The organism is Citrobacter sp. Cpo126, from assembly GCF_030332445.1.
In the GTDB taxonomy this organism is placed as follows: Bacteria; Pseudomonadota; Gammaproteobacteria; order Enterobacterales; family Enterobacteriaceae; genus Citrobacter; species Citrobacter portucalensis.
The window spans coordinates 18,203-42,600 of sequence record NZ_JAOWHT010000041.1 but is presented as its reverse complement, the minus strand read 5'-3'; the positions used below and the strand labels follow the sequence as shown (position 1 = coordinate 42,600).

The window sequence follows — 24,398 nt, the reverse complement described above, 5'->3', positions numbered from 1 at the left end:
TGGAATTAACATAACCAAATAGTCACATTACAATAAATATAAATAATCAACAAAAACAAATTGTTATGATGGTATATGGCAATTTTATCTCACCATAACCCCACTATTTTTTCACTCTTACTTTCAACTCAGCCATTCTTTTTCCTCGCTTCTTTTTATAGTCATAAAAATCGGGACAACCCAGGCGAGGTCTTTATGCAACAAGAAGCGTTAGGAATGGTAGAAACCAAAGGCTTAACTGCAGCCATAGAGGCCGCAGATGCAATGGTGAAGTCAGCCAATGTAATGCTGGTCGGCTACGAAAAAATTGGTTCGGGACTGGTAACAGTCATTGTCCGTGGCGATGTCGGCGCAGTCAAAGCAGCAACAGATGCAGGTGCCGCCGCAGCCCGTAATGTGGGAGAAGTGAAAGCCGTACACGTCATCCCACGCCCGCATACCGATGTAGAAAAAATCTTACCGAAGGGAATTAGCTAATGAGCAGCAATGAGCTGGTTGAACAGATCATGGCGCAGGTGATTGCTCGCGTGGCAACGCCGGAACAGCAGGCTATCCCTGAAAATAATCCTCCAACACGAGAAACGGCTATGGCAGAGAAAAGCTGCAGTTTAACGGAGTTTGTCGGTACCGCGATTGGCGACACCGTCGGTCTGGTAATCGCCAACGTAGACAGCGCCCTACTGGACGCGATGAAACTTGAAAAACGGTATCGCTCCATTGGCATCCTTGGCGCCCGTACTGGCGCAGGCCCGCACATCATGGCCGCCGATGAAGCGGTAAAAGCCACCAATACTGAAGTCGTCAGTATTGAGTTACCACGTGATACCAAAGGCGGCGCAGGTCATGGCTCGCTGATTATTCTTGGTGGCAACGATGTTTCCGACGTGAAACGCGGCATTGAAGTCGCACTGAAAGAACTGGATCGCACCTTTGGCGATGTTTATGCCAACGAAGCCGGTCACATCGAAATGCAGTACACCGCACGCGCCAGCTACGCGCTGGAAAAAGCCTTTGGCGCACCGATTGGCCGTGCCTGTGGCGTTATCGTCGGCGCGCCAGCATCCGTTGGTGTCCTGATGGCCGATACGGCCCTGAAATCCGCCAACGTGGAAGTTGTGGCCTACAGCTCCCCTGCCCATGGCACCAGCTTCAGTAACGAAGCCATTCTGGTTATTTCGGGTGACTCTGGCGCTGTTCGTCAGGCCGTTATCTCCGCCCGTGAAATCGGTAAAACCGTACTCGGGACCCTCGGCTCAGAGCCGAAAAACGATCGTCCGTCCTACATCTGATATCAGTGAGGCTGATTCATGAGATCGAAAAGATTTGAAGCACTGGCGAAGCGCCCTGTGAATCAGGATGGTTTCGTTAAGGAGTGGATCGAAGAAGGCTTCATTGCGATGGAAAGCCCGAACGACCCCAAACCGTCGATTAAAATCGTCAACGGTACAGTCACTGAACTGGACGGTAAATCCGCCAGTGAATTTGACTTAATCGACCATTTCATTGCCCGCTATGGCATTAACCTGGCGCGCGCTGAAGAGGTCATGGCGATGGACTCGGTCAAACTGGCCAATATGCTTTGCGACCCTAACGTGAAGCGCAAAGACATTGTGCCGCTGACCACCGCAATGACGCCGGCAAAAATTGTCGAAGTGGTGTCCCATATGAACGTCGTTGAGATGATGATGGCGATGCAGAAAATGCGTGCTCGTCGTACACCATCTCAACAAGCGCACGTCACTAACGTCAAAGATAACCCGGTGCAGATTGCCGCTGATGCCGCTGAAGGCGCATGGCGCGGGTTTGACGAACAGGAAACAACCGTTGCCGTTGCACGTTATGCGCCATTTAACGCCATTGCGCTGTTAGTCGGCTCACAGGTTGGACGCCCGGGCGTATTAACCCAGTGCTCGCTGGAAGAAGCTACCGAACTTAAACTCGGCATGCTAGGCCACACCTGCTACGCGGAAACCATCTCCGTCTATGGTACTGAACCCGTCTTTACCGACGGCGATGACACGCCATGGTCGAAAGGCTTCCTCGCCTCGTCCTATGCTTCCCGTGGTCTGAAAATGCGCTTTACCTCCGGCTCTGGCTCAGAAGTTCAAATGGGTTACGCCGAAGGCAAATCAATGCTTTATCTGGAAGCCCGCTGCATTTACATCACCAAAGCTGCGGGTGTACAGGGCCTGCAAAACGGTTCAGTAAGCTGCATCGGTGTCCCTTCCGCCGTGCCGTCAGGCATTCGTGCAGTGTTGGCTGAAAACCTGATCTGTTCCTCTCTGGATCTGGAATGCGCCTCCAGCAACGACCAAACCTTTACCCACTCGGATATGCGTCGTACTGCGCGTCTGCTGATGCAGTTCCTGCCGGGTACTGACTTCATTTCTTCTGGTTATTCCGCGGTGCCGAACTACGACAACATGTTTGCGGGTTCGAACGAGGATGCTGAAGATTTTGACGACTACAACGTTCTCCAGCGTGACCTGAAAGTAGACGGTGGTCTGCGCCCGGTTCGCGAAGAAGATGTTATCGCCATTCGTAACAAAGCGGCACGTGCGCTGCAGGCCGTCTTTGCCGGGATGGGATTACCACCAATCACTGATGAAGAAGTGGAAGCTGCGACCTACGCCCACGGTTCGAAAGATATGCCGGAACGTAACATCGTTGAAGACATCAAGTTTGCACAAGAGATCATCAATAAAAACCGTAACGGTCTGGAAGTGGTGAAAGCCCTTGCTCAGGGCGGATTTACCGATGTCGCTCAGGACATGCTCAACATCCAGAAAGCCAAGTTAACCGGGGATTATCTGCATACCTCCGCCATTATCGTTGGCGACGGACAGGTGCTATCCGCTGTCAATGATGTTAACGACTACGCCGGTCCGGCAACAGGTTATCGCCTGCAGGGCGAACGCTGGGAAGAAATCAAAAACATCCCTGGCGCACTTGATCCCAACGAGCTTGGCTAAGGGGTGAAAAATGGAAATTAATGAAAAACTACTGCGCCAGATAATTGAAGATGTGTTGTCTGAAATGCAGACCAGCGACAAACCCGTCTCTTTCCGCGCATCTACAGCGGCAAGCGCACCTCAGGCTGCGGCGACACAGGGAGACAGCTTTCTGACCGAGATTGGTGAAGCCAAACAAGGCCAGCAACAGGACGAAGTAATTATTGCCGTAGGGCCGGCGTTCGGGCTCTCGCAAACCGTCAATATCGTAGGTATCCCGCATAAGAATATCTTGCGCGAAGTGATTGCCGGTATTGAAGAAGAAGGCATTAAAGCGCGCGTTATCCGCTGCTTTAAATCCTCCGATGTGGCGTTTGTCGCCGTTGAGGGGAACCGTCTGAGCGGTTCCGGGATCTCTATCGGCATCCAGTCAAAAGGTACCACGGTTATCCACCAGCAGGGGTTACCGCCGCTTTCAAACCTGGAGCTGTTCCCTCAGGCACCGCTTCTGACGCTGGAAACCTATCGTCAGATCGGTAAAAACGCCGCGCGTTATGCCAAGCGTGAATCTCCGCAACCGGTCCCTACTCTGAATGACCAGATGGCCCGTCCTAAGTACCAGGCGAAATCAGCCATTCTGCACATTAAAGAGACCAAATACGTTGTGACAGGCAAAAACCCGCAGGAACTGCGCGTGGCGCTTTGATAAAGGATACCTCCATGAATACCGACGCAATTGAATCGATGGTTCGGGATGTGTTGAGCCGGATGAACAGCCTGCAAGGCGAGTCTGCGACTCCGCCCGCGGCGAGTTCATCAGCACATACCGCGAAAGTCACGGATTACCCTCTCGCGAATAAACATCCTGAGTGGGTAAAAACTGCGACCAACAAAACGCTGGACGACTTCACGCTTGAAAATGTTCTGAGCAACAAAGTGACCGCGCAGGACATGCGCATCACCCCTGAAACACTGCGCCTGCAGGCGGAAATCGCCAAAGATGCCGGACGTGACAGGCTGGCGATGAACTTCGAGCGTGCAGCCGAGCTAACCGCTGTTCCTGACGATCGCATTCTTGAGATCTACAACGCGCTGCGCCCGTACCGCTCAACAAAAGATGAGCTGATGGCTATCGCCGACGATCTCGAAAATCGTTATCAGGCAAAAATCTGCGCAGCTTTCGTTCGTGAAGCGGCAGCGCTGTACGTTGAGCGTAAAAAACTCAAAGGCGACGACTAACTCAGGGACAGGATCATGCGATATATAGCTGGCATTGACATAGGCAACTCATCAACAGAAGTCGCTCTGGCTACTCTGGATGAGTCTGGCGTGCTGAGCATCACCGGCAGCGCGCTGGCAGAAACCACCGGAATTAAGGGCACATTACGTAATGTGTTTGGCATTCAGGAGGCCCTTACGCTGGCGGCAAAAAACGCCGGTATCAATGTCAGCGATATTTCGCTCATCCGTATTAACGAAGCCACCCCGGTCATTGGCGACGTGGCGATGGAAACAATAACCGAAACCATCATCACTGAATCCACCATGATCGGCCATAACCCTAAAACACCGGGCGGCGTCGGGTTAGGCGTGGGCGTCACTATTACGCCGGAAGACCTTCTCAGTCGCCCGGCGGATACGCCCTATATTTTGGTGGTGTCATCGGCATTTGATTTCGCCGATGTCGCTACGATGATTAATGCCTCCGTCCGTGCCGGATACCAGTTGACTGGCGTTATTTTGCAGCAGGACGACGGTGTGTTGGTCAGTAATCGTCTGACTCATCCCCTGCCCATCGTCGATGAAGTCCTTCATATCGACCGTATCCCGTTGGGGATGCTGGCTGCCATTGAGGTCGCTGTACCAGGAAAGGTCATTGAAACCCTTTCTAACCCCTACGGCATTGCAACTGTCTTTGGCCTCAATGCCGATGAGACTAAAAACATTGTTCCGATGGCACGGGCGCTGATCGGCAACCGTTCAGCCGTGGTGGTGAAAACGCCGTCAGGTGATGTGAAAGCGCGAGCGATTCCTGCCGGAAATCTGGAGCTACAGTCTCAGGGTCGTACCGTACGGGTCGACGTTGCCGCGGGCGCCGAAGCGATTATGAAAGCGGTTGGTGAATGCCCAAAACTGGATAACGTGACCGGAGAAGCTGGCACCAATATTGGCGGCATGCTGGAGCATGTGCGCCAGACGATGGCTGAATTAACCAACAAACCCAGTCATGAAATTTTTATTCAGGATCTGCTGGCGGTCGATACCTCGGTTCCCGTCAGTGTGACGGGTGGACTTGCCGGTGAGTTCTCGCTGGAGCAGGCTGTCGGCATAGCCTCCATGGTGAAATCAGACCGCCTGCAAATGGCGATGATTGCCCAGGAGATCACGCAAAAGTTCAACATTGACGTCCAGGTTGGCGGGGCCGAAGCCGAAGCTGCCATTCTGGGAGCCTTAACAACTCCGGGCACAACACGACCACTGGCTATTCTGGATCTCGGCGCGGGTTCAACCGACGCTTCTATCATCAATCCTAAGGGCGAAATTATTGCCACGCACCTGGCAGGCGCAGGCGATATGGTCACGATGATCATTGCCCGTGAACTGGGTCTGGATGACCGTTATCTCGCTGAAGAGATTAAAAAGTATCCGTTGGCGAAAGTTGAGAGCTTGTTCCACCTTCGCCACGAAGACGGCAGCGTTCAGTTCTTCCCTACGCCACTCCCACCAACGGTTTTTGCGCGCGTGTGCGTAGTGAAATCCGATGAACTGGTGCCACTGCCTGGTGAACTGGCGCTGGAGAAAGTACGGGCCATTCGTCGAAGCGCCAAGGAGCGCGTTTTCGTTACTAACGCACTCAGAGCGCTACGTCAGGTCAGTCCGACCGGGAACATTCGGGATATTCCCTTTGTGGTGCTGGTTGGCGGCTCATCTCTGGATTTTGAAGTTCCACAGCTGGTCACCGATGCTCTGGCGCATTATCGACTGGTTGCCGGGCGCGGCAACATTCGTGGTACCGAAGGTCCGCGCAATGCGGTTGCGACAGGACTGATTCTCTCCTGGCATAAGGCATTCGCTCATGGAAAGTAATCTCACCACCCCAGCCATCGTTATCTTCACCAGTGCTGACTGTGCTGACGTCTGGAATGACGTACTGCTGGGTATTGAAGAAGAAGGGATCCCCTTTGTGATTCAGGAGAGTAGCTCAACTGACGTTATCCACAACGCATGGTTGGCCGCCTGCCAGTCTCCATTGCTGGTCGGTATTGGCTGTAGCCGCGAAAAACTGGTCGTGCACTACAAAAACTTACCCACATCAGCACCACTTTTTACGCTGACGTATCAACAAAATAGCCACGATCGCCGCAGCATTGGTAACAACGCTGCGCGGCTGGTTAAAGGCATTCCGTTCCGGGAATGCCACTCATAACCCACAGGAGAAAAGCAGTATGAATAACGCACTGGGACTGGTTGAAACAAAAGGGCTTGTCGGCGCTATTGAAGCCGCTGATGCCATGGTGAAATCCGCAAACGTGCAGTTGGTTGGTTACGAAAAAATCGGCTCTGGCCTTATCACCGTTATGGTTCGCGGTGATGTCGGCGCGGTGAAAGCAGCCGTAGATGCTGGAAGCGCAGCCGCAAGCGCCGTTGGTGAGGTGAAATCCTGCCACGTTATCCCGCGTCCGCACAGCGACGTTGAAGCCATTTTACCTAAATCCGCATAAGTCGTTGCAACCAAGGAGCACAGCGTGAAGCAATCACTGGGATTACTTGAAGTTAGTGGTCTGGCATTAGCCATCAGTTGCGCGGACGTCATGGCGAAAGCCGCCTCCATCACGCTGGTGGGCCTCGAAAAAACCAACGGCTCAGGCTGGACGGTGATCAAGATAATCGGGGATGTGGCCTCCGTCCAGGCGGCCATTTCCACCGGTGTCAGTTTCGCTGACCAGCGAGATGGACTGGTGGCTCACAAAGTCATTTCCAGACCCGGGGATGGGATCCTGTCGCATAGCGTTGTCCTGGAGCCTGAGCCAACGCCCGAACCCATACCAGCCGTAGCGCATGAAGAGATATTTGTAGACCATGATGTACCCGAAGCACCGCAAGATGCAGAGTTGATTTGCTGCAATTTGTGTCTTGATCCTGCCTGCCCTCGCCAAAAAGGCGAGCCGCGCACGCTTTGTCTTCACTCTGGCAAACGAGGTGAAGCGTAATGGATAAACAGCAACTGGAGACCACTGTCGCTAAGGTTCTGGACGAAATGCGCGAGCGCCCGATTCCGCTGGGGATCTCTAATCGTCATATTCATCTGTGCGCTGAAGATTACGGTCGCTTGTTTCCCAATCACCCCATTAGTGAGAAAAAAGGGCTGCTGCAGCCAGGACAATATGCAGCAGAGCAGACTGTCACGCTGGTGGGGCCAAAAGGTCAGTTAAAAAATGTGCGTTTACTCGGCCCGCTGCGCAGTACCAGCCAGGTCGAAATTTCTCGTACCGACGCCCGCACGTTGGGGATTGCTGCTCCGCTGCGGATGTCGGGCAATATTCAGGGCACACCCGGTGTTCGTCTCGTCAGCCCATTTGCTGAACTGGACTTAGCATCTGGGGTGATCGTCGCCCAACGGCATATCCATATGTCGCCGCTTGATGCTCTGATTCTGCGGGTTTCCCATGGTGATAAAGTCTCGGTCGCCATTAATGGCGATGAACGTCGACTGATTTTCGATAACGTCGCCGTACGCGTTTCGCCGGATATGCGCCTCGAAATGCATATCGATACAGACGAAGCCAATGCTGCAGGCGCTGATAATCCCCAGGCATTCGCCACACTGGTGACCTCACGATGAACAACGAACTGCTGCAACGCATTATCGAGGAGGTTGTTTCCCGATTAAAAAAACGCGCGGAAAGCACGCTCACTCTTAGCGTCGCGCAGTTACGGGAAATCGATTCACGGACAGTATGCTGCCAGTACTCGTCGCTCCATCTCCAGCAAGTGGATCTGCCATTACTGGAACAAATTGCCGAAGGCTGCCCAGCCAACATGTCGGTGGGAAAGATTCACGACGCGCTGGCATGCGGAGTCCGCGTGAAAATTTCACTACAACACCGATTGTTACCCGCAATCCCCGTGAAAAAACTCGCACGTCTGCCGCTGGAGTTCAATGACGAACGGGGACGAATCATCTTTTTGCATCCTGAGAAGCTTCTCAGCTATGCCGACGTCGCCCAATTAAGGGATGGCGTACTGGTGTTGCGCCGTCGGTGTGTTGTGACGGCTCTGGCTCAGGAAGCTGTCAGTCTGCGAAATGTCCAACTAATTAAGCAGGAGTGAGCTATGCATCTGGCCCGGGTTACAGGCGTTGTGGTTTCCACGCAAAAATCCCCATCACTGGTGGGAAAAAAACTGTTGCTGGTACGTCGGGTAAGTGCTGACGGAGAGCTTCCTGCATCCCCTGTGAGTGGAGATGAAGTCGCTGTTGATTCTGTCGGCGCAGGGACCGGCGAACTGGTATTACTCAGCAGCGGATCCAGCGCCAGACACGTTTTTTCTGGCCCTAATGAGGCCATCGATCTGGCTATCGTCGGCATTGTCGACACGCTTTCTCGTTAGGAGGAACTATGGCGATTTATACCCGCACTGGTGATGCCGGAACAACAGCCCTCTTTACCGGACAGCGCGTGAGCAAAACGCATCCACGCGTGGAAGCCTACGGTACGCTGGACGAACTGAATGCGGCGCTAAGTCTGTGCGTTTGTGCAGCGAAAACCCCGCAGCACCGGCAGTTACTTGAAAATATCCAGCTGCAGCTTTTTTGGTTCAGCGCCGAACTGGCAAGCGAAAGCGAAGAACCAACGCCAGAGCAGCGCTACATCAGCTCAGAAGAAATTGCGGCACTGGAAGCTGCCATCGATACCGCAATGGGAAGAGTACCGCCCCTGCGCAGCTTTATTCTACCTGGCCGCAGCGAAGCCGCCAGCCGACTGCACTTTGCCCGTACGCTGGCACGCCGCGCAGAGAGACGACTGGTCGAGCTCTCCACCGATATATCCGTCAGACACGTGCTGATGCGTTATATCAATCGCCTGTCCGACTGCTTATATGCGCTTGCACGAGCAGAAGATCATGACGCCCATCAAAACGACATCATTCAGAAAGTGGCTGAGCGCTATCTCGCTGCCGTTCAAGCACCAGCCATAAAGGAGCCGACTATGTCTCTGTCTTTTCAGGAGCTCCACCAACTCACTCGCGCTGCGGTGACGAGAGCAGAAGAACTTCAGGTTCCGGTCGTCATTAGCATTGTTGATGCCAACGGAACCCAAATGGTGGCCTGGCGCATGCCTGACGCTTTACTCGTGAGTAGCGAACTGGCACCCAAAAAAGCCTGGACTGCCGTGGCGATGAAAACCGCCACACATGAGCTGACATCGGCAGTGCAACCCGGCGCTGCGCTTTACGGTCTGGAAAGCCATATGCAGGGAAAAGTCGTCACCTTCGGTGGCGGATACGCATTATGGCGTGAGGGTTTACTCCTCGGGGGTCTTGGCATCAGCGGAGGAAGCGTTGAACAGGATATGGACATTGCAGAAACGGCCATTGCGGCGATTAACGTGAGAACACATCAATGAATACTTCAGAACTTGAAACCCTTATTCGTAACATTTTGAGTGAGCAACTCGCCCCGGCAAAAGCAGAAGTTCAGGGTAACGGTATTTTTCCGTCCGTTGGCGAAGCTATCGATGCAGCGCATCAGGCTTTTCTGCGTTACCAGCAATGTCCATTGAAAACCCGCAGCGCCATCATAAACGCCCTACGCGAGGAACTGACGCCTCATCTTGCTTCACTGGCCGCTGAGAGCGCAGCTGAAACAGGAATGGGCAACAAAGAGGATAAGTTCCTTAAAAATAAAGCCGCGCTGGACAACACTCCAGGAATCGAAGATCTCACTACCACGGCGTTAACCGGTGACGGCGGCATGGTGTTATTCGAGTATTCCCCATTTGGCGTGATTGGTTCTGTCGCCCCCAGTACTAACCCGACAGAGACCATTATTAACAACAGCATCAGCATGCTGGCGGCAGGGAATAGCGTTTACTTCAGTCCGCATCCGGGTGCCAAAAAGGTTTCACTCAAGCTGATTGCCATGATCGAAGATATTGCTTTCCGTTGCTGCGGAATTCGTAATCTTGTCGTTACGGTCACAGAACCCACCTTTGAGGCTACCCAGCAGATGATGGCGCACCCTAAAATCGCAGTTCTCGCGATTACCGGTGGCCCAGGCATTGTTGCTATGGGCATGAAAAGCGGGAAAAAAGTCATCGGCGCAGGCGCAGGAAATCCACCCTGCATTGTTGATGAAACGGCCGACCTGGTTAAGGCGGCAGAGGATATCATCAATGGCGCATCCTTTGATTACAACCTCCCCTGCATCGCTGAGAAGAGCCTGATTGTTGTTGATGCCGTTGCCGAACGACTGGTTCAACAGATGCAGTCTTTTGGTGCGATGCTTCTCAATAGCGAAGAGGTAGACAAACTGCGCGCTGTCTGTCTACCAGAAGGCATAGCCAATAAAAAACTGGTGGGTAAAAGCCCGGCAACCTTACTGGAAGCAGCAGGAATACCGGTTCCGGCAAAAGTACCTCGATTACTGACAGGCATCGTCAAGGCTGACGACCCGTGGGTTACCAGCGAGCAATTGATGCCAATGCTCCCCGTCGTAACGGTGAGCGATTTTGACAGTGCATTAACGTTGGCCCTGAAAGTTGAAGAGGGATTGCATCACACCGCCATTATGCATTCGCAAAATGTGTCACGTTTGAACCTTGCCGCGCGCACGCTTCAGACCTCCATCTTTGTGAAAAATGGCCCCTCTTACGCCGGGATCGGCGTTGGTGGCGAAGGTTTTACAACCTTCACTATTGCGACGCCAACCGGTGAAGGAACAACATCTGCACGCACTTTCGCACGCTCTCGTCGTTGCGTGCTGACAAACGGTTTTTCTATTCGCTAATGGGGCCGTTATGAAAAGCTTTTCACTGCAAACTCGATTGTACAGCGGCCAGGGAAGTCTGGATGTGCTCAAGCGCTTCACGAATAAGCATATCTGGATTATCTGCGATGGTTTTCTCGCGCGTTCTCCCCTGATTGAAAAGCTGCGCAACGCTCTGCCAGCGGATAACCGCATCAGCATTTTCAGCGATATCACCCCCGATCCCACCATCGGCACGGTAGTTCAAGGGATTGCACAAATGCAGTCCCTGCAACCGGACGTCGTGATGGGTTTTGGTGGCGGCTCAGCACTGGATGCCGCAAAAGCCATCGTCTGGTTCAGCCGACAGTTCGGTATTGAAATTGAAACCTGTGTCGCAATTCCCACCACCAGCGGCACAGGCTCCGAGGTAACCAGTGCCTGCGTGATTAGCGATCCGGATAAAGGCATTAAATATCCATTGTTTAATAATGCGCTTTACCCGGACATGGCCATCCTTGATCCAACGTTGGTTGTCAGCGTACCACCTGCCATCACCGCGAATACCGGCATGGACGTGTTAACGCATGCGCTGGAGGCTTACGTGTCCACGAAGGCCAGCGACTTCACAGACGCACTGGCTGAAAAAGCGGCTCAAATCGTCTTCCAGTACCTGCCTGTCGCCGTCAGCAAAGGCGACTGTCTGGCAACCAGGGGGAAAATGCACAATGCATCAACGCTCGCGGGAATGGCATTTAGTCAGGCTGGACTGGGGATCAATCATGCGATTGCCCATCAGTTGGGTGGTCAGTTTCATCTGCCGCATGGACTTGCCAATGCGCTGCTGCTGACCCATGTCATTCATTTTAATGCCCGCGACCCGCGGGCTGCGAAGCGCTATACCCGTTTCGCTAAAGCCTGCCATTTATGCCCGGATAACGCGAACGATACAGCGGCATTGAATGCGCTCATTCATCATATCGAGCTACTCAAAAAACAGTGTGCGTTGCCTTCTTTTGTTGACGCGCTTAAAGACGGAAAGCAAGCCTGGTCACAACGTATCCCATTGATGGTTCAGGCCGCGCTGGCTGACGTCACGCTGCAAACCAATCCTCGTGTTGCCGATGCCAGTGCCATGCAGGAACTGCTTGAGGAATTATTATGAAGACAGCCATGACGGCAGAGTCCACGCTTTATGATGCGCAGACCATTCGCGAACGCGTTCGCGCAGCGGGTGTTGTCGGAGCCGGAGGCGCAGGCTTTCCTGCTCACGTAAAATTACAGGCGCAGGTCGATACATTTCTGGTCAATGCGGCTGAATGTGAGCCAATGCTGAAAGTTGACCAGCAGTTGATGGCCGTCCAGGCTGATCGACTTATCCGCGGCGTTCAATATGCCATGACGGCGACCGGAGCCAGTGCCGGGATTATTGCGCTCAAAGAGAAATACCAGAAGGCTATCAATGCATTAACGCCCCTTCTACCTACCGGGATCCGCTTACATATTTTGCCCGATGTCTACCCGGCTGGTGACGAGGTTCTGACCATCTGGATGGCAACAGGTCGGAGAGTTCCGCCTGCCGCGCTGCCAGTCAGCGTCGGTGTAGTGGTCAATAACGTCCAGACCGTGATCAACATCGCCAGAGCAGTTGAGCAGCAGTACCCCGTTACGCGTCGCACCCTGACCGTTAACGGTGCAGTCGCCAGTCCCATCACACTTACTGTCCCTATCGGAATGTCTTTACGTGACGTTCTGGCGCTGGCCGGTGGTGCAACCGTTGACGATCCCGGTTTTATTAACGGTGGTCCGATGATGGGCGGCCTGATTACTTCACTGGATACCCCCGTAAGCAAGACCACCGGGGGCCTGCTGGTTTTGCCTAAGTCTCATGCGTTGATTCAGCGGCGGATGCAGGATGAACGCACCGTGCTTTCTGTAGCAAAAACCGTATGCGAGCAGTGCCGTTTGTGTACGGATTTGTGCCCAAGGCATTTGATCGGCCATGAATTATCCCCGCACCTGTTGGTTCGTGCGGTTAATTATCAGCAGGCGGCCACACCGCAACTGCTGCTCACGGCCCTGACCTGTTCAGAATGCAACGTGTGTGAAAGCGTAGCCTGCCCGGTTGGGATTTCACCGATGCGCATCAACCGTATGCTGAAACGCGAGCTGCGGGCGCTCAACCATCGTTATGAAGGGCCGCTAAATCCTGAGGATGAAATGGCGAAATACCGGTTGATCCCGGTTAAGCGCCTTATTACCAAACTGGGTCTTAGCGACTGGTATCACGATGCGCCACTGGCTGAGACTGATTATTCCACAGATAAAACGACGCTGTTGTTACGCCAGCATATTGGTGCCAGCGCCATCCCATGTGTAGAACAAGACGAACGCGTTGTTCGCGGTCAATGCGTTGCCGATGTGCCGTCCGGTGCATTAGGCGCGCCTGTTCACGCCAGCATTGACGGTATTGTCAGCGAAATCACTGAGCAATCTATCACGGTAATTAGAGGTTAATCATGTCTCAGGCTATAGGGATTTTAGAACTCACCAGCATTGCCAAAGGGATGGAAGCTGGTGATGCCATGTTAAAAAGCGCGAATGTGAATTTACTGGTCAGCAAGACCATCTGCCCGGGAAAATTTCTACTCATGCTCGGTGGTGACGTAGGTGCCGTACAACAGGCGATTGCCACTGGAACATCTCTTGCTGGCGATATGCTCGTTGACAGTCTGGTACTCCCCAACATTCATGCCAGCGTACTCCCCGCAATCAGCGGACTAAACAGCGTGGATAAGCGTCAGGCTGTTGGTATTGTCGAAACATGGAGCGTTGCTGCCTGCATCTGCGCCGCCGACCGGGCGGTTAAAGCCTCCAACGTCACGCTGGTACGTGTCCATATGGCATTTGGTATTGGCGGCAAGTGCTACATGGTCGTTGCTGGCGATGTATCCGATGTGAATAACGCAGTGACGGTTGCCAGTGAAAGTGCGGGTGAAAAAGGCCTGCTGGTTTACCGCTCGGTCATACCTCGCCCGCATGAAAGCATGTGGCGACAAATGGTGGAGGGATAATGGAAAGACAACCCACCACGGATCGAATGATTCAGGAATATGTACCAGGCAAACAGGTCACGCTGGCGCATCTTATTGCTAATCCAGGTAAAGATTTGTTCAAGAAGCTGGGATTACCAGATGCGGTTTCCGCAATCGGTATTCTGACCATTACCCCCAGCGAAGCCTCAATCATCGCCTGTGATATCGCCACGAAATCCGGGGCGGTAGAGATTGGTTTTCTCGACCGGTTTACCGGCGCGGTGGTACTGACGGGTGATGTTTCCGCCGTTGAGTACGCGCTGAAACAGGTAACCCGAACGCTCGGCGAAATGATGCGTTTTACCGCGTGTCCCATCACCCGGACGTAATCTCATGAAACGTATCATGCTAATTGGCCCCAGCCAGTGCGGTAAAACGTCGCTCACGCAGTGCATGCGGGGAGAGGCGCTTCACTATCAGAAGACCCAGGCCATAGTCTGGTCTCCTACGACAATAGACACACCGGGTGAATATCTTGAGAACCGCTGCCTGTACAGCGCGCTGCTGGCCAGCGCCTGTGAAGCAGACATTATTGCGCTGGTACTCAATGCTGACGCGCCGTGGTCACCATTTTCTCCCGGTTTTACCGGACCAATGAACCGACCCGTTATTGGCCTCGTTACCAAAGCCGATTTAGCCAATCCGCAGCGTCTTTCTCTTGTGGAGAGTTGGTTAGTTCAGGCTGGTGCGCAAAAAGTATTTGTCACCAGCGCGCTGGAGAATACTGGGGTCGATGAGATGTTCATTTTTCTGAATGCAAAGGAACCTTCATGTCTCACAAAATAATGGCCATTAATGCAGGTAGTTCCTCGCTTAAATTTCAACTACTGGCGATGCCGCAGGGTGAAATGATCTGTCAGGGGTTGATTGAACGTATCGGTTTGTCTGATGCGCAGGTCACCCTAAAAACGCCAGCGCAGAAATGGCAGGAGACTTTGCCCGTAGCCGATCACCGTGAAGCCGTAACGTTGCTCCTGGAAAAACTGCTCAACCACCACATTATCAACAGTCTGGAAGAGATCGACGGCGTGGGTCATCGCGTCGCGCACGGCGGAGAATCTTTTAAAGACTCCGCGCTGGTAACTGATGAAACGCTGGCAGAAATCGAGCGACTCGCGGAACTGGCCCCTCTGCATAACCCGGTAAATGCGTTGGGGATCGCGGTATTCCGCCAGCTATTGCCCAAAACACCAGCCGTTGCGGTGTTCGACACCGCCTTTCATCAAACGCTTGATGAGCCTTCTTTCATCTATCCCCTGCCCTGGCGTTACTATGCAGAGTTGGGTATTCGTCGCTATGGTTTTCATGGTACCAGCCACAAATACGTTAGCTCACAGCTTGCTGAAAAACTGGGTGTACCACTCAGCGCCCTGCGCGTTGTTTGTTGTCATCTGGGCAACGGCAGCAGCATCTGCGCCATCAAAGGCGGACAATCGGTGAATACGTCAATGGGCTTTACGCCGCAGTCTGGCGTGATGATGGGCACGCGAAGTGGCGATATCGATCCGTCCATTTTACCGTGGATTGCCCTGCGAGAAGGCAAAACACCGCAGCAGCTCAACCAATTGCTCAACAATGAGTCCGGATTGCTCGGTGTTTCTGGCATCTCCCCTGACTACCGCGACGTTGAACATGCCGCAGATACGGGCAATCACCAGGCTGCGCTGGCGTTGACGCTTTTTGCTGAGCGCATTCGTGCCACCATTGGTAGCTATATTATGCAGATGGGCGGTCTGGATGCCCTGGTGTTTACCGGTGGTATTGGCGAAAACTCCGCACGGGCGCGCGCTGCGATTTGTCGTAATCTGAATTTTCTGGGGCTGGCCGTTGATGAGGAAAAAAATCAGCGTAATGCCACCTTCATTCAGACGGAAAATGCGATGGTCAAAGTGGCGGTGATTAATACCAATGAAGAGCTGATGATTGCGCAAGACGTTATGCGTTTAGCGATATCTGAAACTGTGACATTGGGCATTCCTGCATAATACTGCCGCACCGCAAATTGCGGCAAATCATGGTAATAGCGAGATCGCCATGACACTATGCGCCGAGGATTGCTGATCACATAGGTGAAGACGTGGCTGTTGCGCAATGTCCCGCATCGTGCGGAGAACTTATCCAGGGCTGGATTCTGGGCAGTGAGAAATTGGTCTCCTGCCCGGTTGAATGGTATAGCACCGTTGAGGTCACTTCAGGTTCACCGCTGACAGATGAACGTCCACTTTCGCGGGCGATGGTTGAGAGGTTATTGCTGCACTGGCAATACCCGGCACAAATGAGTCAGGATATTCGAATTGATGTCCAGTCAACCATTCCTGTCGCTAAAGGGATGGCCAGCAGCACAGCGGATATCGCCGCCACGGCAATCGCCACAGCGCAGTATCTGGGGCATCAGCTAGACGAATCTACTCTGGCGCAGCTTTGCGTTTCGCTGGAACCTACCGACAGCACCGTTTTCCGCCAGCTTACGCTGTTCGATCACAACGACGCCTCCACGCAAATTGCCTGTGAAGCCCAGCCTCAACTCGATCTGCTGGTTCTCGAAAGTCCGGAAACCTTGCTTACTGCTGATTATCACCGTACTCCACGCCAGTCAGGGTTACTGGCAGGCGCTCCAGCGCTGAAACGCGCATGGGAAAAGGTACAGGAAGCCTGTATCAGTCAAAATCCTTATCGGATGGGTGAAGCCGCCACGCTGAGCGCGATCGCCAGCCAGTTGCTGTTACCTAAACCAAATTTTGATTCACTTTTAGCGCTGGTAGAAGAATGTGATTTATACGGTGTCAACGTTGCGCACAGTGGCAGCGTAGTCGGTCTGATGCTCGACAGAAAGCGTCATGATGTGGACTACATTAAATGGATGCTGAAGCAGAAAAAATTGACGGAACACTGGCCGGAACAGCATTTGTTGCGGATGGTAACTGGCGGGGTCGAACTGCAATAAGGGCCGCCGCTAAGCAGCGACCCGGACAAGCATAAAATCGTTACTCGGCTTTCGCTTCGCCGTTTTTCACTTCGCCCATCGCTTTCAGCTTTTTAGAGATGTCGCGGCGCTCTTTAGAGATCTCAGCGTTTTTGATGATGTAATCATCAACACGATCTTCATAATCGCTTTTCATGCTGGCGATAATGCCCTGAATCGCTTCCACGCTCATTCCAGGCTTGATGTAGTCGCTCAGGTTGTCCAGCAGCAGAACACGTTTCTGGTTGTCACGGATCTTTTTCTCAACGTCCTGGATTTCACGTTGCAGTTTGTTTTTACGACGGAACAGACGAACAAATTCCAGCACGTCCTGGAAAGAAGGCTTGGTAGTTTCCATTTTTACACCCCTGATAATGTGAGATTCGGATTCGTTAAAACAACGGCTAAAGTGGGTCAACATTACTTTCATGCCCGCCATACTTCAAGTTGCATCTGCATCGACCATGCATGGTTGAAACCTGAATTATCGAGGGTAAAGCCATTGCAGTTACCAATGGTTTTAGCCTTTTTCAGTATCATACCTCTAATCGTTGCTGAATCGAAGCAGCAGTAGAACCAATCCCCTCATCTGCTCTTTATTTGCGCAGCGCGCGACAGATCAAATGAGAGAGCAACTCCAGCTGTCGCGCCATTTCCATATTTAGCCAAACGTAGCCGTGAATGGGCGTTTCAGCGACATTATCGCCCTTATGCTCAGCAATAAGCTGACGTAACTCCACCACGGTGTCATTGAGTTTTTCCGTATTGGCAAGCACCGGTTGTGGATTACCTTCATACAATGCGTGGGTTATCGTCAGTAGCGCCTGTTGTGTCCTGAGCTGTGTTTCACGCAAAGTATGCGCATTCAACATAACAAAGTGGCTGGTACGGCTGGCCCATAGCGCATTGATTTGCAGCTCAAGCATGCAGACCAGGTTGCGATTAACCGTCTGAATAGCTTCAAAGATGGATTTTTGAATGCGGGTTTCTTTGCTGGCAGGAACGATGAGCCCACGCATTTTGACAACATCGCTTAAAAGCTGTTGTAAATGCTTCTCCAGTCGCGGTTGCTCCAGCAGGTTGGGAGATAGCGCAGCCTGATACACCCGATTGTACCCCGTTACGCAATGCGCCAGCTGAATTCGCCAGTGTATAAATGCACGCTGCGGCCAGATACCGGTAAACAGCATTGCCAGTAATGAACCCAGAATAACATCGCCACCGCGCCATAACGCTGTGTTCATATCCCCAGCGGGGGCACCCACAACGACCGCAAGCGTTATACCAATCAGCAACGCCTGATAAGGCTTTTTACCCAGTGCCAGCCAGCCGCAGAGAAACATCGCCACCGCGCACCATATCAGCATTAGCGGAAGTGAAAAGAGCTCCAGACGAAGAGCCACCAGCCCAAGTACCGAACCCAGAATTGTCCCGCCAATACGCTCAAACGCTCTGGGGACAACGTTACCCCAAAAAGAAATTGGCCCCATGATTACCACCAGCGTAATCAGAGGCCATGTACCTTCAGGAATGTTCAACAGGCGAACCAACAGAAAAGTAAAAAGAAACGCCAGCGCAATGCGAACACCATGCACCACACGATAATGACGATACAAACGAATTTCAAAAGGACTCAGTGACTTATCTGCACGCACTCATGCACTCCGTCAGGGAATTGCAAAGAACAGAATTGTACCTGTTTTTTGAGTGAAAACATCACCCTGATGACCAGGACATTCATCCTGATTTACACCAAAAACAGTTACTTCGACTGTACCGGCACGTACATTTCAATGTCCCAGTAGCCGTCCTCCATGCCATTGTTCATATAAACTTCAAAGCAAGGTTTAGCGGCTATCGCATACGTCGAATCCTGCAGCAGGCGCTCAAAGAACTGATACCACGGCGTCGCGAAGTCATGATTTTCAACGCGCGCAACGGCGATAGCATAGTCGCCCCCCGCCAGTTCGGTCTGGATCACCCCTTCGCTGTTTTCTGGGATCTCAAAACCTTCAGGCACAGACACCACGGTATCACAACGCAGTTTTTCCGCCGGAACAACGTCAGGATTGTCGTAATAAACAGCTATCCATTCCAGCGGTACGATCTGCTTACCGTCGACCCACATCATTAACTGTTCGAAACCCTGCTTTACCGTTTGTTCCCACGGTCCAACCATATGGAAACCGGCAATTATGCGTTTCTCGACCTGCTTTATCTCGTACTCCATATAACCTCCGTTATTACACTGTATTTATATACAGTGTAATTTTTAGGTATGACGGCCACAAGGAATCAGTGATTATTATGTGAGCAGATTCGCACTCTTGCCAGTCAGGCACATCAGGAAAAACTACGCCTTGTGGTGGAAATAATCGCTCAAACGCGAGAAGACGCCGCCTTCGTTGACAGACTCCAGCGTAACCAGAGGCCAGTGCGCCACCAGTTTATCCCGATCGTAGAGTTCAATTTCCCCCACACGTTGATGGGCAGCAATGGGGGCAACCAGTTCTTTCTTATCAAGAACATATTTTGCCTTGATATTAGCGACTTCGGCTTTAGGCAGGGCCATCCAGAAATCCTGCTCTGTGCCAAGGCTAATTTTTTCTTTATCTCCATACCAGATCCGTTCAATACCAACCTGCTTACCGCTACGTAAAACCTGCACGGTATCGAAGTTCTGTTGTCCCCATTGCAGCAGTTTTCGCGCCTGGTCTTCACGCCCTTTCGCACTCTCCGCCCCCATCACAACTGCAATCAGGCGGCGCTGCCCATCAACGGCAGAAGCAATCAGGTTGAATCCAGCGCCGGAGGTATGTCCTGTCTTCAGACCATCGACGTTCATGGTTTTATCCCACAACAAACCGTTACGGTTTTGCTGCGTAATTCCGTTCCAGGTAAGGCTTTTTTCACTGTACATATGGTAGAAATCCGGCTCTCCATGGATGATAGCTCTCGACAGCACGGCCAGATCGTAAGCTGAGCTATGCTGACCTGGCGCATCCAGACCATGTACCGTTTCAAAATGCGTGTCCCGCAGGTTCAGCTTTTGCACATAGTTGTTCATCATCGCGACAAACTGCGGCTGCCCTCCGGCGATGTAATCCGCCAGCGCCACACAGGCATCATTACCGGAATCAACAATTAACCCGCGACTCAGATCGCGCACAGAAACGCGATCCCCTTCTTTCAGGAACATTAAGGATGAACCGACGAATACCGGATTATCTTTCGCCCAGGCATCTCGTCCTACAGTGACAATATCTGTCGGACTAATACGCTTGCTGTCGATTGCGCGATCGACAACATAGCCGGTCATCAGCTTGGTCAGGCTGGCAGGGTTGCGCTGCTGGTGTTCATTTCCGGCTGTCAGGATTTGGCCCGTGGTGTAATCCATTAATACCCACGCCCCGGCATTAATTGCTGGAGGCTGTGGAGCGAAACTGGCGACGTCAGTCGCGTACGCGGGCGAAAAACTCATCGCAAATAGTGAAGCGGCAATAAACAAACGGCGTTTCAACAGCATGTCCTCAGGAAATGGAGAAATAGCCGTTCTTTTTACGGAAGTTCTGGCGAACAAACATGGATAAATTGCAAGAAAATGTGACATAAGGCACATTTTCTTGCTGTAAGGAAAGGATTTCAGATATCGACCGCGTCTGGCGTTACCCTTTGCGCGGTGCCGTTTCTGCGTGATGGCTACGATGACGATGATAGCCATCTATCATGCTGCGGAAAATTTGCCCCGGCGTGTCACCCAGCGTGCACAGGTAAATATGTGCACAGATGAACAGTAAGCCGACAATCGCCAACACCATATGCAGCACCAGCATCACAGGCCCTGCCCCTATCACCTGCGGGTAGAGGCATAACAACCCGCTGATGATTAGCAGCGGAACCAGCGCATACATGATGGTCAGATAAGCCAGCTGTTGTAGCGGGTTAAATTTACTCTCTGCCGTTGCGGCAAACGGGTGTGGTTCACCCTTCATGATGCCATACAGATAAAAGCGCGTTTGCAACAAGCAGCGTGATATCAACCCGTTAAACTTCACCCGGTAATGACAACCGTTGCCGCTGGTTGCGTTGATTAGCACAAAACCAACCCAGAAGGCCAACAAGGCGAAACCGCACCAGGTATGTACCTGCACCATCAATGCCACCGGTCCGAGAGAGAAGTGACCAAACAGGCCACTCAGCAAAAGCAGGATAAAAAGCAGCGCATTACCCCAGTGCCAGCGGCGGACTGCCAGAGAATAAAGGTAATCCCGGTGCTCTTCTCCGGTTGCCGTCTTGGGTGCCAGCATCCGACGTAACAGCGCGTGCATAACCAGGCCCGCAATCATCAGCACAACAACAACGCCTGCATAAATGAGCCACAGCGGCCAGTAGTCCGGCGCATAGTTAAGCTCTGCTCCCCAGATAGAATTCATGCTTTACCCTCCTGATGGATCTCTTTACGCCGATAAACACTCACCGGGCCGCTACGCGTATCCTGCTGGCGATAAACCTCTTTTTGATTTATCCAGTGCTGAATTTCCGGGTCGTCACGACGACCAAATTTCAGCGCATCCGTCGGACAAACGGAAACGCAGGCGGGCGATTGACCGCTCTCGAGTCGGGTATCTGCGCAGAAGTTACATTTGTCGGCAATTCCCGTTTGCGGATTGAGATAACGGACATGGAACGGACAAGCGGCAACGCAGTAGTCACATCCAATACAGCGAGACTTATCCACTTGCACAATGCCATTTTCGTCGCGAAATGACGCACCAGTCGGACAGACGCTGACACACGGCGCATCTTCACAATGCTGACAGGAAACGCGAACAAACTGGAAGTGGGACAGCACCTCGGGTTCATGTTCGGGTGAACGGATCTGCACCTGTAGACGGCTAAATCCCTCTGGCACATCATTCAGAACTTTGCAGGCAACCGTACATGCCTGACAGCCGATACAGCGTTTCTCGTCATGCAGCATGACATAAGGGTTTGTAGATTGATTCATGATGTTCTCCTTTCTCATGCCCGACGAAGCGTAACGCCAGCGGTGTGGACCACCGTACCGGAAACCGGACTGGTAACATGCGGAAGCAAATTACCGCAATGGATACCGTGCGTTGTCGCTGCGGTTTTGGCTCCCGCCTTGGCGCCAAATCCCATATAAACAAACAGCGTATCGGGCCGAATTCCGGCGGTGACCAGCGCTTTGCCTTTTTCCTTGCCGGTCGCATTTTCCAGCCAGATGTCATCGCCGCTTTTGATGCCTTTTTCACGTGCCGTTTGCGGGTGGATCCACACCGCGTTATCCCACATCAACTCGCTAAGCAGTGGCACGTATTGCGTCGCACCGTTGGTATGAACCGCCACTTTTCCCTGGATAAAATAGAGTTCACTGTCGCCTTTAAGCGCAAAATTGCGCGCGCGCGGAATACCGTATCCAGGCAGGAGCGTTTCCAGCTCTTCGGAATAGAGTTCGATTTTTCCTGACGGAGATTTAAAGCGCAGTTGCTCGCCATAGGTACCGTCGCTGTCAACCGCCACCGCGCCCGGATAGCGTTCCACAAACTGACGCACCGCTTCAGGTTCACGCAGCAGCAACGGAACACCCCACTCCCGATACCCTTTCTGACGCAATTCAGCAGATAGCGCATGATCGCCATTAAGCTGGTATAACTGACGCGTTTGCATATCCTGCCATGGGTAGAATTGGCCAAGGCCTAACTGCACGGCCAGCTCTTTCCAGATTTGCCAGCTCGGACGCGCATCACCAATAGGTTCTACTACCTGCTGACGCAGGGCATAGGCTGGATTCAGACCCGACATGTCTGAAACTTCTTCATCGCGCTCAAGATAAGTACATTCAGGCAAAAGGTAGTCGGCATACGCCGCGCTTTCGCTTAGGTAGACATCACAACTGACCACAAGGTCGAGCTGTTCAACGGTTTTGACCAGATCTGGTCGACAGGTTACGGTTTGGAAAGGGTTGTGTCGGGACATAATCCATCCCTTCACCGGATAAGGCGTCTGGTTTAACACAGCATCAATGATGCTTTGCACCACACCACCGCCCGCCGCGATGTACTTAAACTGCGGGGCTACCAGATCGATACGCTGCGCCGTTGGCTTGGGTAATTTGACATCGGGTTTTGCCAGCACCGGAGCGACCTTCTCTCCAGCCAGCTTATTGTAAGTTGCCGCCGCTTTTTTCTGATACAAACCGCCTTCACGCTCAATATTGCCAAGCAGCACATTGAGGGTAAAAATCATGCGCCGCATATCAATTTCTTCTTGCGAAAACGTCGCGCGATGGCCCGGACTGACGATGGCATGAGGCGCGCAGGCGGCCATTTCGCGGGTGACCCGAACAATGACATCAGCAGGCACATCCGCGAGCTGCTGCGCCCATTCCGGCGTGGTCTCTTGTACCGCTTCTGCCAGTTGCTCAAACCCCGTGGTGTAGCGCGCAACAAAGTCCGCGTCATACAGATTTTCATTGATCATGACGTGACACATGGCCATCAGCACCGGTAAGTCGCCACCCGGCTTGAGCGCATGCCATTCATCCGCCTTGCTGGAGAATACGGACAGACGGGGATCGAAGCTGACCATCTTCGCCCCCTTCTCCTGCGCGGTCATCAGCTCATGCGTATCAGCAACCTCGATCCCTTCATAGAGGTTATGGCCAAAAGAGACCATATAACGGGTATTGGCGATATCCATGGCTAAATCGCCACCCATCATAACTTTAGCGGCAATGGCTTTACCGGCAGGACACGTTGATGCGTGAGTAAAGGTATTCGGTGACCCGAAAGCCGTCGCGAGGTGAAATAAATGGCCAGACAGCGAGCCAGATTTAGACGAGAAGACGACTCCCTGGGGACCATATTGCGTTTTTATTGCCGTCATTTTTTCGGCAATTTCTTTATACGCCTGTTCCCAGCTAATCACCTGCCAGTCACCGCTCCCGCGAGGTCCTGTGCGTTTCATGGGTTTAACAATGCGATGAGGGTCGTTGACCAGGCTAACGCCGCTGCCGCCGCGAGCACAGACACGTGTCCCCTGCTGTGGCGCATTAGGGTTCCCCTGAATAAAAACCGTTTTATTATTAATCACCTGAGCCTGAATTGGGCAGCGAAAAGAACACATCTCGCACAAACTTGGCGTCAGTGATGTTTTCCCTTTGATGCTCTCCGGAGAATTTCGCGCCAGTGCCCCAGGCGGGAAACTGCCTATCGCACAGGCTGAACAGCCTATACCCACGCCTCGCAAAAAATTACGCCGACTAATACTCATATAACCTCCTGTTATTAGATATATCCAATAATTATATGGCGTTTAGATTATTTATTTTTTACATCAATCACATTTCATTACAATGCATGACAGCGAATTGACATAAATAAAAACCCATTGTTTATAAA

General features: G+C 52.5%; 28 protein-coding genes. 21 read left to right on the top strand and 7 right to left on the bottom strand.

All coding sequences use genetic code 11. The features are described 5' to 3' along the window. Positions 1 to 195: 195 nt before the first annotated feature. The 21 genes from pduA (at position 196) to OGY17_RS18880 (ending at position 16,956) form a co-directional block, all read left to right on the top strand. Complete coding sequence (gene pduA, locus OGY17_RS18980; RefSeq protein ID WP_003030255.1) at positions 196 to 477, top strand: propanediol utilization microcompartment protein PduA; 282 nt, start codon at positions 196 to 198, stop codon at positions 475 to 477. Beyond that, entirely contained in the window at positions 477 to 1,289 is an 813-nt protein-coding gene (pduB, locus tag OGY17_RS18975) for a propanediol utilization microcompartment protein PduB (protein ID WP_003834129.1), read from the top strand. Before pduA ends, pduB begins: the two co-directional genes overlap by 1 nt. An 18-nt stretch (positions 1,290 to 1,307) precedes the next feature. After that, positions 1,308 to 2,972, top strand: coding sequence for a propanediol dehydratase large subunit PduC (pduC, locus tag OGY17_RS18970; protein ID WP_003030249.1), 1,665 nt, complete (start codon positions 1,308 to 1,310; stop codon positions 2,970 to 2,972). A 10-nt stretch (positions 2,973 to 2,982) separates the two neighbouring features. After that, positions 2,983 to 3,657: a propanediol dehydratase medium subunit PduD gene (gene pduD, locus OGY17_RS18965; protein WP_003834131.1), complete on the top strand. Its 675-nt coding sequence runs from the start codon at positions 2,983 to 2,985 to the stop codon at positions 3,655 to 3,657. Positions 3,658 to 3,671: 14 nt separating this feature from the next. Continuing rightward, complete coding sequence (gene pduE, locus OGY17_RS18960) at positions 3,672 to 4,190, top strand: propanediol dehydratase small subunit PduE (RefSeq protein WP_003030243.1); 519 nt, start codon at positions 3,672 to 3,674, stop codon at positions 4,188 to 4,190. 15 nt (positions 4,191 to 4,205) lie between these two features. Next, positions 4,206 to 6,038, top strand: coding sequence for a diol dehydratase reactivase subunit alpha (locus OGY17_RS18955; protein WP_191215624.1), 1,833 nt, complete (start codon positions 4,206 to 4,208; stop codon positions 6,036 to 6,038). Then, on the top strand, positions 6,028 to 6,378 hold the full coding sequence (locus tag OGY17_RS18950; RefSeq protein WP_003834139.1) for a glycerol dehydratase reactivase beta/small subunit family protein: 351 nt from the start codon (positions 6,028 to 6,030) through the stop codon (positions 6,376 to 6,378). Before OGY17_RS18955 ends, OGY17_RS18950 begins: the two co-directional genes overlap by 11 nt. Before the next feature lie 19 nt (positions 6,379 to 6,397). Next, positions 6,398 to 6,673: a propanediol utilization microcompartment protein PduJ gene (gene pduJ / locus OGY17_RS18945; protein WP_001057752.1), complete on the top strand. Its 276-nt coding sequence runs from the start codon at positions 6,398 to 6,400 to the stop codon at positions 6,671 to 6,673. A gap of 24 nt (positions 6,674 to 6,697) precedes the next feature. Further along, entirely contained in the window at positions 6,698 to 7,162 is a 465-nt protein-coding gene (locus OGY17_RS18940) for a BMC domain-containing protein (protein ID WP_008785144.1), read from the top strand. Beyond that, entirely contained in the window at positions 7,162 to 7,794 is a 633-nt protein-coding gene (locus OGY17_RS18935; RefSeq protein WP_008785145.1) for a phosphate propanoyltransferase, read from the top strand. Before OGY17_RS18940 ends, OGY17_RS18935 begins: the two co-directional genes overlap by 1 nt. Further along, the gene (gene pduM, locus OGY17_RS18930; RefSeq protein ID WP_008785146.1) at positions 7,791 to 8,282 is read left to right on the top strand and encodes a microcompartment protein PduM; all 492 of its coding nucleotides are present in this window, start codon (positions 7,791 to 7,793) and stop codon (positions 8,280 to 8,282) included. The genes OGY17_RS18935 and pduM overlap by 4 nt, the downstream gene beginning before the upstream one ends. 3 nt (positions 8,283 to 8,285) lie before the next feature. Further along, positions 8,286 to 8,561 carry a EutN/CcmL family microcompartment protein gene (locus OGY17_RS18925; RefSeq protein WP_003030211.1) on the top strand — a complete coding sequence of 92 codons (276 nt, stop codon included), beginning with the start codon at positions 8,286 to 8,288 and terminating at the stop codon, positions 8,559 to 8,561. An 8-nt stretch (positions 8,562 to 8,569) separates the two neighbouring features. After that, positions 8,570 to 9,577: a two-domain cob(I)yrinic acid a,c-diamide adenosyltransferase PduO gene (gene pduO, locus OGY17_RS18920; RefSeq protein ID WP_057067510.1), complete on the top strand. Its 1,008-nt coding sequence runs from the start codon at positions 8,570 to 8,572 to the stop codon at positions 9,575 to 9,577. Continuing rightward, positions 9,574 to 10,959 carry a CoA-acylating propionaldehyde dehydrogenase PduP gene (gene pduP / locus OGY17_RS18915; RefSeq protein WP_008785148.1) on the top strand — a complete coding sequence of 462 codons (1,386 nt, stop codon included), beginning with the start codon at positions 9,574 to 9,576 and terminating at the stop codon, positions 10,957 to 10,959. Before pduO ends, pduP begins: the two co-directional genes overlap by 4 nt. A 10-nt stretch (positions 10,960 to 10,969) precedes the next feature. Continuing rightward, the gene (locus OGY17_RS18910) at positions 10,970 to 12,082 is read left to right on the top strand and encodes a 1-propanol dehydrogenase PduQ (protein WP_286608048.1); all 1,113 of its coding nucleotides are present in this window, start codon (positions 10,970 to 10,972) and stop codon (positions 12,080 to 12,082) included. Further along, a complete protein-coding gene (gene pduS, locus OGY17_RS18905) occupies positions 12,079 to 13,434 on the top strand; it encodes a cobalamin reductase PduS (protein ID WP_286608046.1) in 1,356 nt (451 codons plus the stop codon). Before OGY17_RS18910 ends, pduS begins: the two co-directional genes overlap by 4 nt. A 2-nt stretch (positions 13,435 to 13,436) precedes the next feature. Next, the gene (pduT, locus tag OGY17_RS18900) at positions 13,437 to 13,991 is read left to right on the top strand and encodes a propanediol utilization microcompartment protein PduT (protein ID WP_003030201.1); all 555 of its coding nucleotides are present in this window, start codon (positions 13,437 to 13,439) and stop codon (positions 13,989 to 13,991) included. Further along, positions 13,991 to 14,341 (top strand): propanediol utilization microcompartment protein PduU, encoded by a 351-nt coding sequence (gene pduU / locus OGY17_RS18895; protein ID WP_008785151.1) that lies wholly within the window; start codon positions 13,991 to 13,993, stop codon positions 14,339 to 14,341. The genes pduT and pduU overlap by 1 nt, the downstream gene beginning before the upstream one ends. Before the next feature lie 4 nt (positions 14,342 to 14,345). Further along, positions 14,346 to 14,798, top strand: coding sequence for a propanediol utilization protein PduV (pduV, locus tag OGY17_RS18890; RefSeq protein WP_286608043.1), 453 nt, complete (start codon positions 14,346 to 14,348; stop codon positions 14,796 to 14,798). Continuing rightward, positions 14,783 to 15,997: an acetate/propionate family kinase gene (locus OGY17_RS18885; RefSeq protein WP_008785153.1), complete on the top strand. Its 1,215-nt coding sequence runs from the start codon at positions 14,783 to 14,785 to the stop codon at positions 15,995 to 15,997. Before pduV ends, OGY17_RS18885 begins: the two co-directional genes overlap by 16 nt. A 92-nt stretch (positions 15,998 to 16,089) precedes the next feature. Next, the gene (locus OGY17_RS18880; protein ID WP_032943903.1) at positions 16,090 to 16,956 is read left to right on the top strand and encodes a GHMP family kinase ATP-binding protein; all 867 of its coding nucleotides are present in this window, start codon (positions 16,090 to 16,092) and stop codon (positions 16,954 to 16,956) included. A 40-nt stretch (positions 16,957 to 16,996) separates the two neighbouring features. Here the strand turns inward: OGY17_RS18880 and OGY17_RS18875 are convergent, their stop codons facing one another. The 7 genes from OGY17_RS18875 to phsA form a co-directional block, all read right to left on the bottom strand. Next, entirely contained in the window at positions 16,997 to 17,332 is a 336-nt protein-coding gene (locus OGY17_RS18875; protein ID WP_003834176.1) for a DUF496 family protein, read from the bottom strand. Between the two features lie 238 nt (positions 17,333 to 17,570). Next, complete coding sequence (locus tag OGY17_RS18870; protein WP_008785155.1) at positions 17,571 to 18,629, bottom strand: FUSC family protein; 1,059 nt, start codon at positions 18,627 to 18,629, stop codon at positions 17,571 to 17,573. A 107-nt stretch (positions 18,630 to 18,736) separates the two neighbouring features. Then, complete coding sequence (gene sbmC / locus OGY17_RS18865) at positions 18,737 to 19,204, bottom strand: DNA gyrase inhibitor SbmC (RefSeq protein WP_008785156.1); 468 nt, start codon at positions 19,202 to 19,204, stop codon at positions 18,737 to 18,739. 123 nt (positions 19,205 to 19,327) lie between these two features. Next, positions 19,328 to 20,500 carry a serine-type D-Ala-D-Ala carboxypeptidase DacD gene (gene dacD, locus OGY17_RS18860; RefSeq protein ID WP_032941959.1) on the bottom strand — a complete coding sequence of 391 codons (1,173 nt, stop codon included), beginning with the start codon at positions 20,498 to 20,500 and terminating at the stop codon, positions 19,328 to 19,330. A gap of 139 nt (positions 20,501 to 20,639) precedes the next feature. Next, positions 20,640 to 21,407 (bottom strand): thiosulfate reductase cytochrome B subunit, encoded by a 768-nt coding sequence (gene phsC, locus OGY17_RS18855; RefSeq protein WP_008785158.1) that lies wholly within the window; start codon positions 21,405 to 21,407, stop codon positions 20,640 to 20,642. After that, positions 21,404 to 21,982, bottom strand: coding sequence for a thiosulfate reductase electron transport protein PhsB (phsB, locus tag OGY17_RS18850; RefSeq protein WP_003834185.1), 579 nt, complete (start codon positions 21,980 to 21,982; stop codon positions 21,404 to 21,406). The genes phsC and phsB overlap by 4 nt, the downstream gene beginning before the upstream one ends. A 14-nt stretch (positions 21,983 to 21,996) precedes the next feature. Further along, positions 21,997 to 24,270 (bottom strand): thiosulfate reductase PhsA, encoded by a 2,274-nt coding sequence (phsA, locus tag OGY17_RS18845; protein WP_008785159.1) that lies wholly within the window; start codon positions 24,268 to 24,270, stop codon positions 21,997 to 21,999. Between the last annotated feature and the right edge of the window lie 128 nt (positions 24,271 to 24,398).

Coding starts and splice junctions, on each gene's coding strand:
- OGY17_RS18935 (WP_008785145.1), top strand. CDS start 7,162: ATGGATAAACAGCAACTGGAGACCACTGTCGCTAAGGTTCTGGACGAA.
- pduA (WP_003030255.1), top strand. CDS start 196: ATGCAACAAGAAGCGTTAGGAATGGTAGAAACCAAAGGCTTAACTGCA.
- pduC (WP_003030249.1), top strand. CDS start 1,308: ATGAGATCGAAAAGATTTGAAGCACTGGCGAAGCGCCCTGTGAATCAG.
- pduU (WP_008785151.1), top strand. CDS start 13,991: ATGGAAAGACAACCCACCACGGATCGAATGATTCAGGAATATGTACCA.
- phsA (WP_008785159.1), bottom strand. CDS start 24,270: ATGAGTATTAGTCGGCGTAATTTTTTGCGAGGCGTGGGTATAGGCTGT.
- pduP (WP_008785148.1), top strand. CDS start 9,574: ATGAATACTTCAGAACTTGAAACCCTTATTCGTAACATTTTGAGTGAG.
- pduB (WP_003834129.1), top strand. CDS start 477: ATGAGCAGCAATGAGCTGGTTGAACAGATCATGGCGCAGGTGATTGCT.
- pduE (WP_003030243.1), top strand. CDS start 3,672: ATGAATACCGACGCAATTGAATCGATGGTTCGGGATGTGTTGAGCCGG.
- pduJ (WP_001057752.1), top strand. CDS start 6,398: ATGAATAACGCACTGGGACTGGTTGAAACAAAAGGGCTTGTCGGCGCT.
- phsB (WP_003834185.1), bottom strand. CDS start 21,982: ATGAATCAATCTACAAACCCTTATGTCATGCTGCATGACGAGAAACGC.
- OGY17_RS18955 (WP_191215624.1), top strand. CDS start 4,206: ATGCGATATATAGCTGGCATTGACATAGGCAACTCATCAACAGAAGTC.
- sbmC (WP_008785156.1), bottom strand. CDS start 19,204: ATGGAGTACGAGATAAAGCAGGTCGAGAAACGCATAATTGCCGGTTTC.
- pduV (WP_286608043.1), top strand. CDS start 14,346: ATGAAACGTATCATGCTAATTGGCCCCAGCCAGTGCGGTAAAACGTCG.
- pduO (WP_057067510.1), top strand. CDS start 8,570: ATGGCGATTTATACCCGCACTGGTGATGCCGGAACAACAGCCCTCTTT.
- OGY17_RS18875 (WP_003834176.1), bottom strand. CDS start 17,332: ATGGAAACTACCAAGCCTTCTTTCCAGGACGTGCTGGAATTTGTTCGT.
- OGY17_RS18885 (WP_008785153.1), top strand. CDS start 14,783: ATGTCTCACAAAATAATGGCCATTAATGCAGGTAGTTCCTCGCTTAAA.
- pduT (WP_003030201.1), top strand. CDS start 13,437: ATGTCTCAGGCTATAGGGATTTTAGAACTCACCAGCATTGCCAAAGGG.
- pduS (WP_286608046.1), top strand. CDS start 12,079: ATGAAGACAGCCATGACGGCAGAGTCCACGCTTTATGATGCGCAGACC.
- phsC (WP_008785158.1), bottom strand. CDS start 21,407: ATGAATTCTATCTGGGGAGCAGAGCTTAACTATGCGCCGGACTACTGG.
- OGY17_RS18950 (WP_003834139.1), top strand. CDS start 6,028: ATGGAAAGTAATCTCACCACCCCAGCCATCGTTATCTTCACCAGTGCT.
- pduD (WP_003834131.1), top strand. CDS start 2,983: ATGGAAATTAATGAAAAACTACTGCGCCAGATAATTGAAGATGTGTTG.
- OGY17_RS18925 (WP_003030211.1), top strand. CDS start 8,286: ATGCATCTGGCCCGGGTTACAGGCGTTGTGGTTTCCACGCAAAAATCC.
- OGY17_RS18910 (WP_286608048.1), top strand. CDS start 10,970: ATGAAAAGCTTTTCACTGCAAACTCGATTGTACAGCGGCCAGGGAAGT.
- dacD (WP_032941959.1), bottom strand. CDS start 20,500: ATGCTGTTGAAACGCCGTTTGTTTATTGCCGCTTCACTATTTGCGATG.
- pduM (WP_008785146.1), top strand. CDS start 7,791: ATGAACAACGAACTGCTGCAACGCATTATCGAGGAGGTTGTTTCCCGA.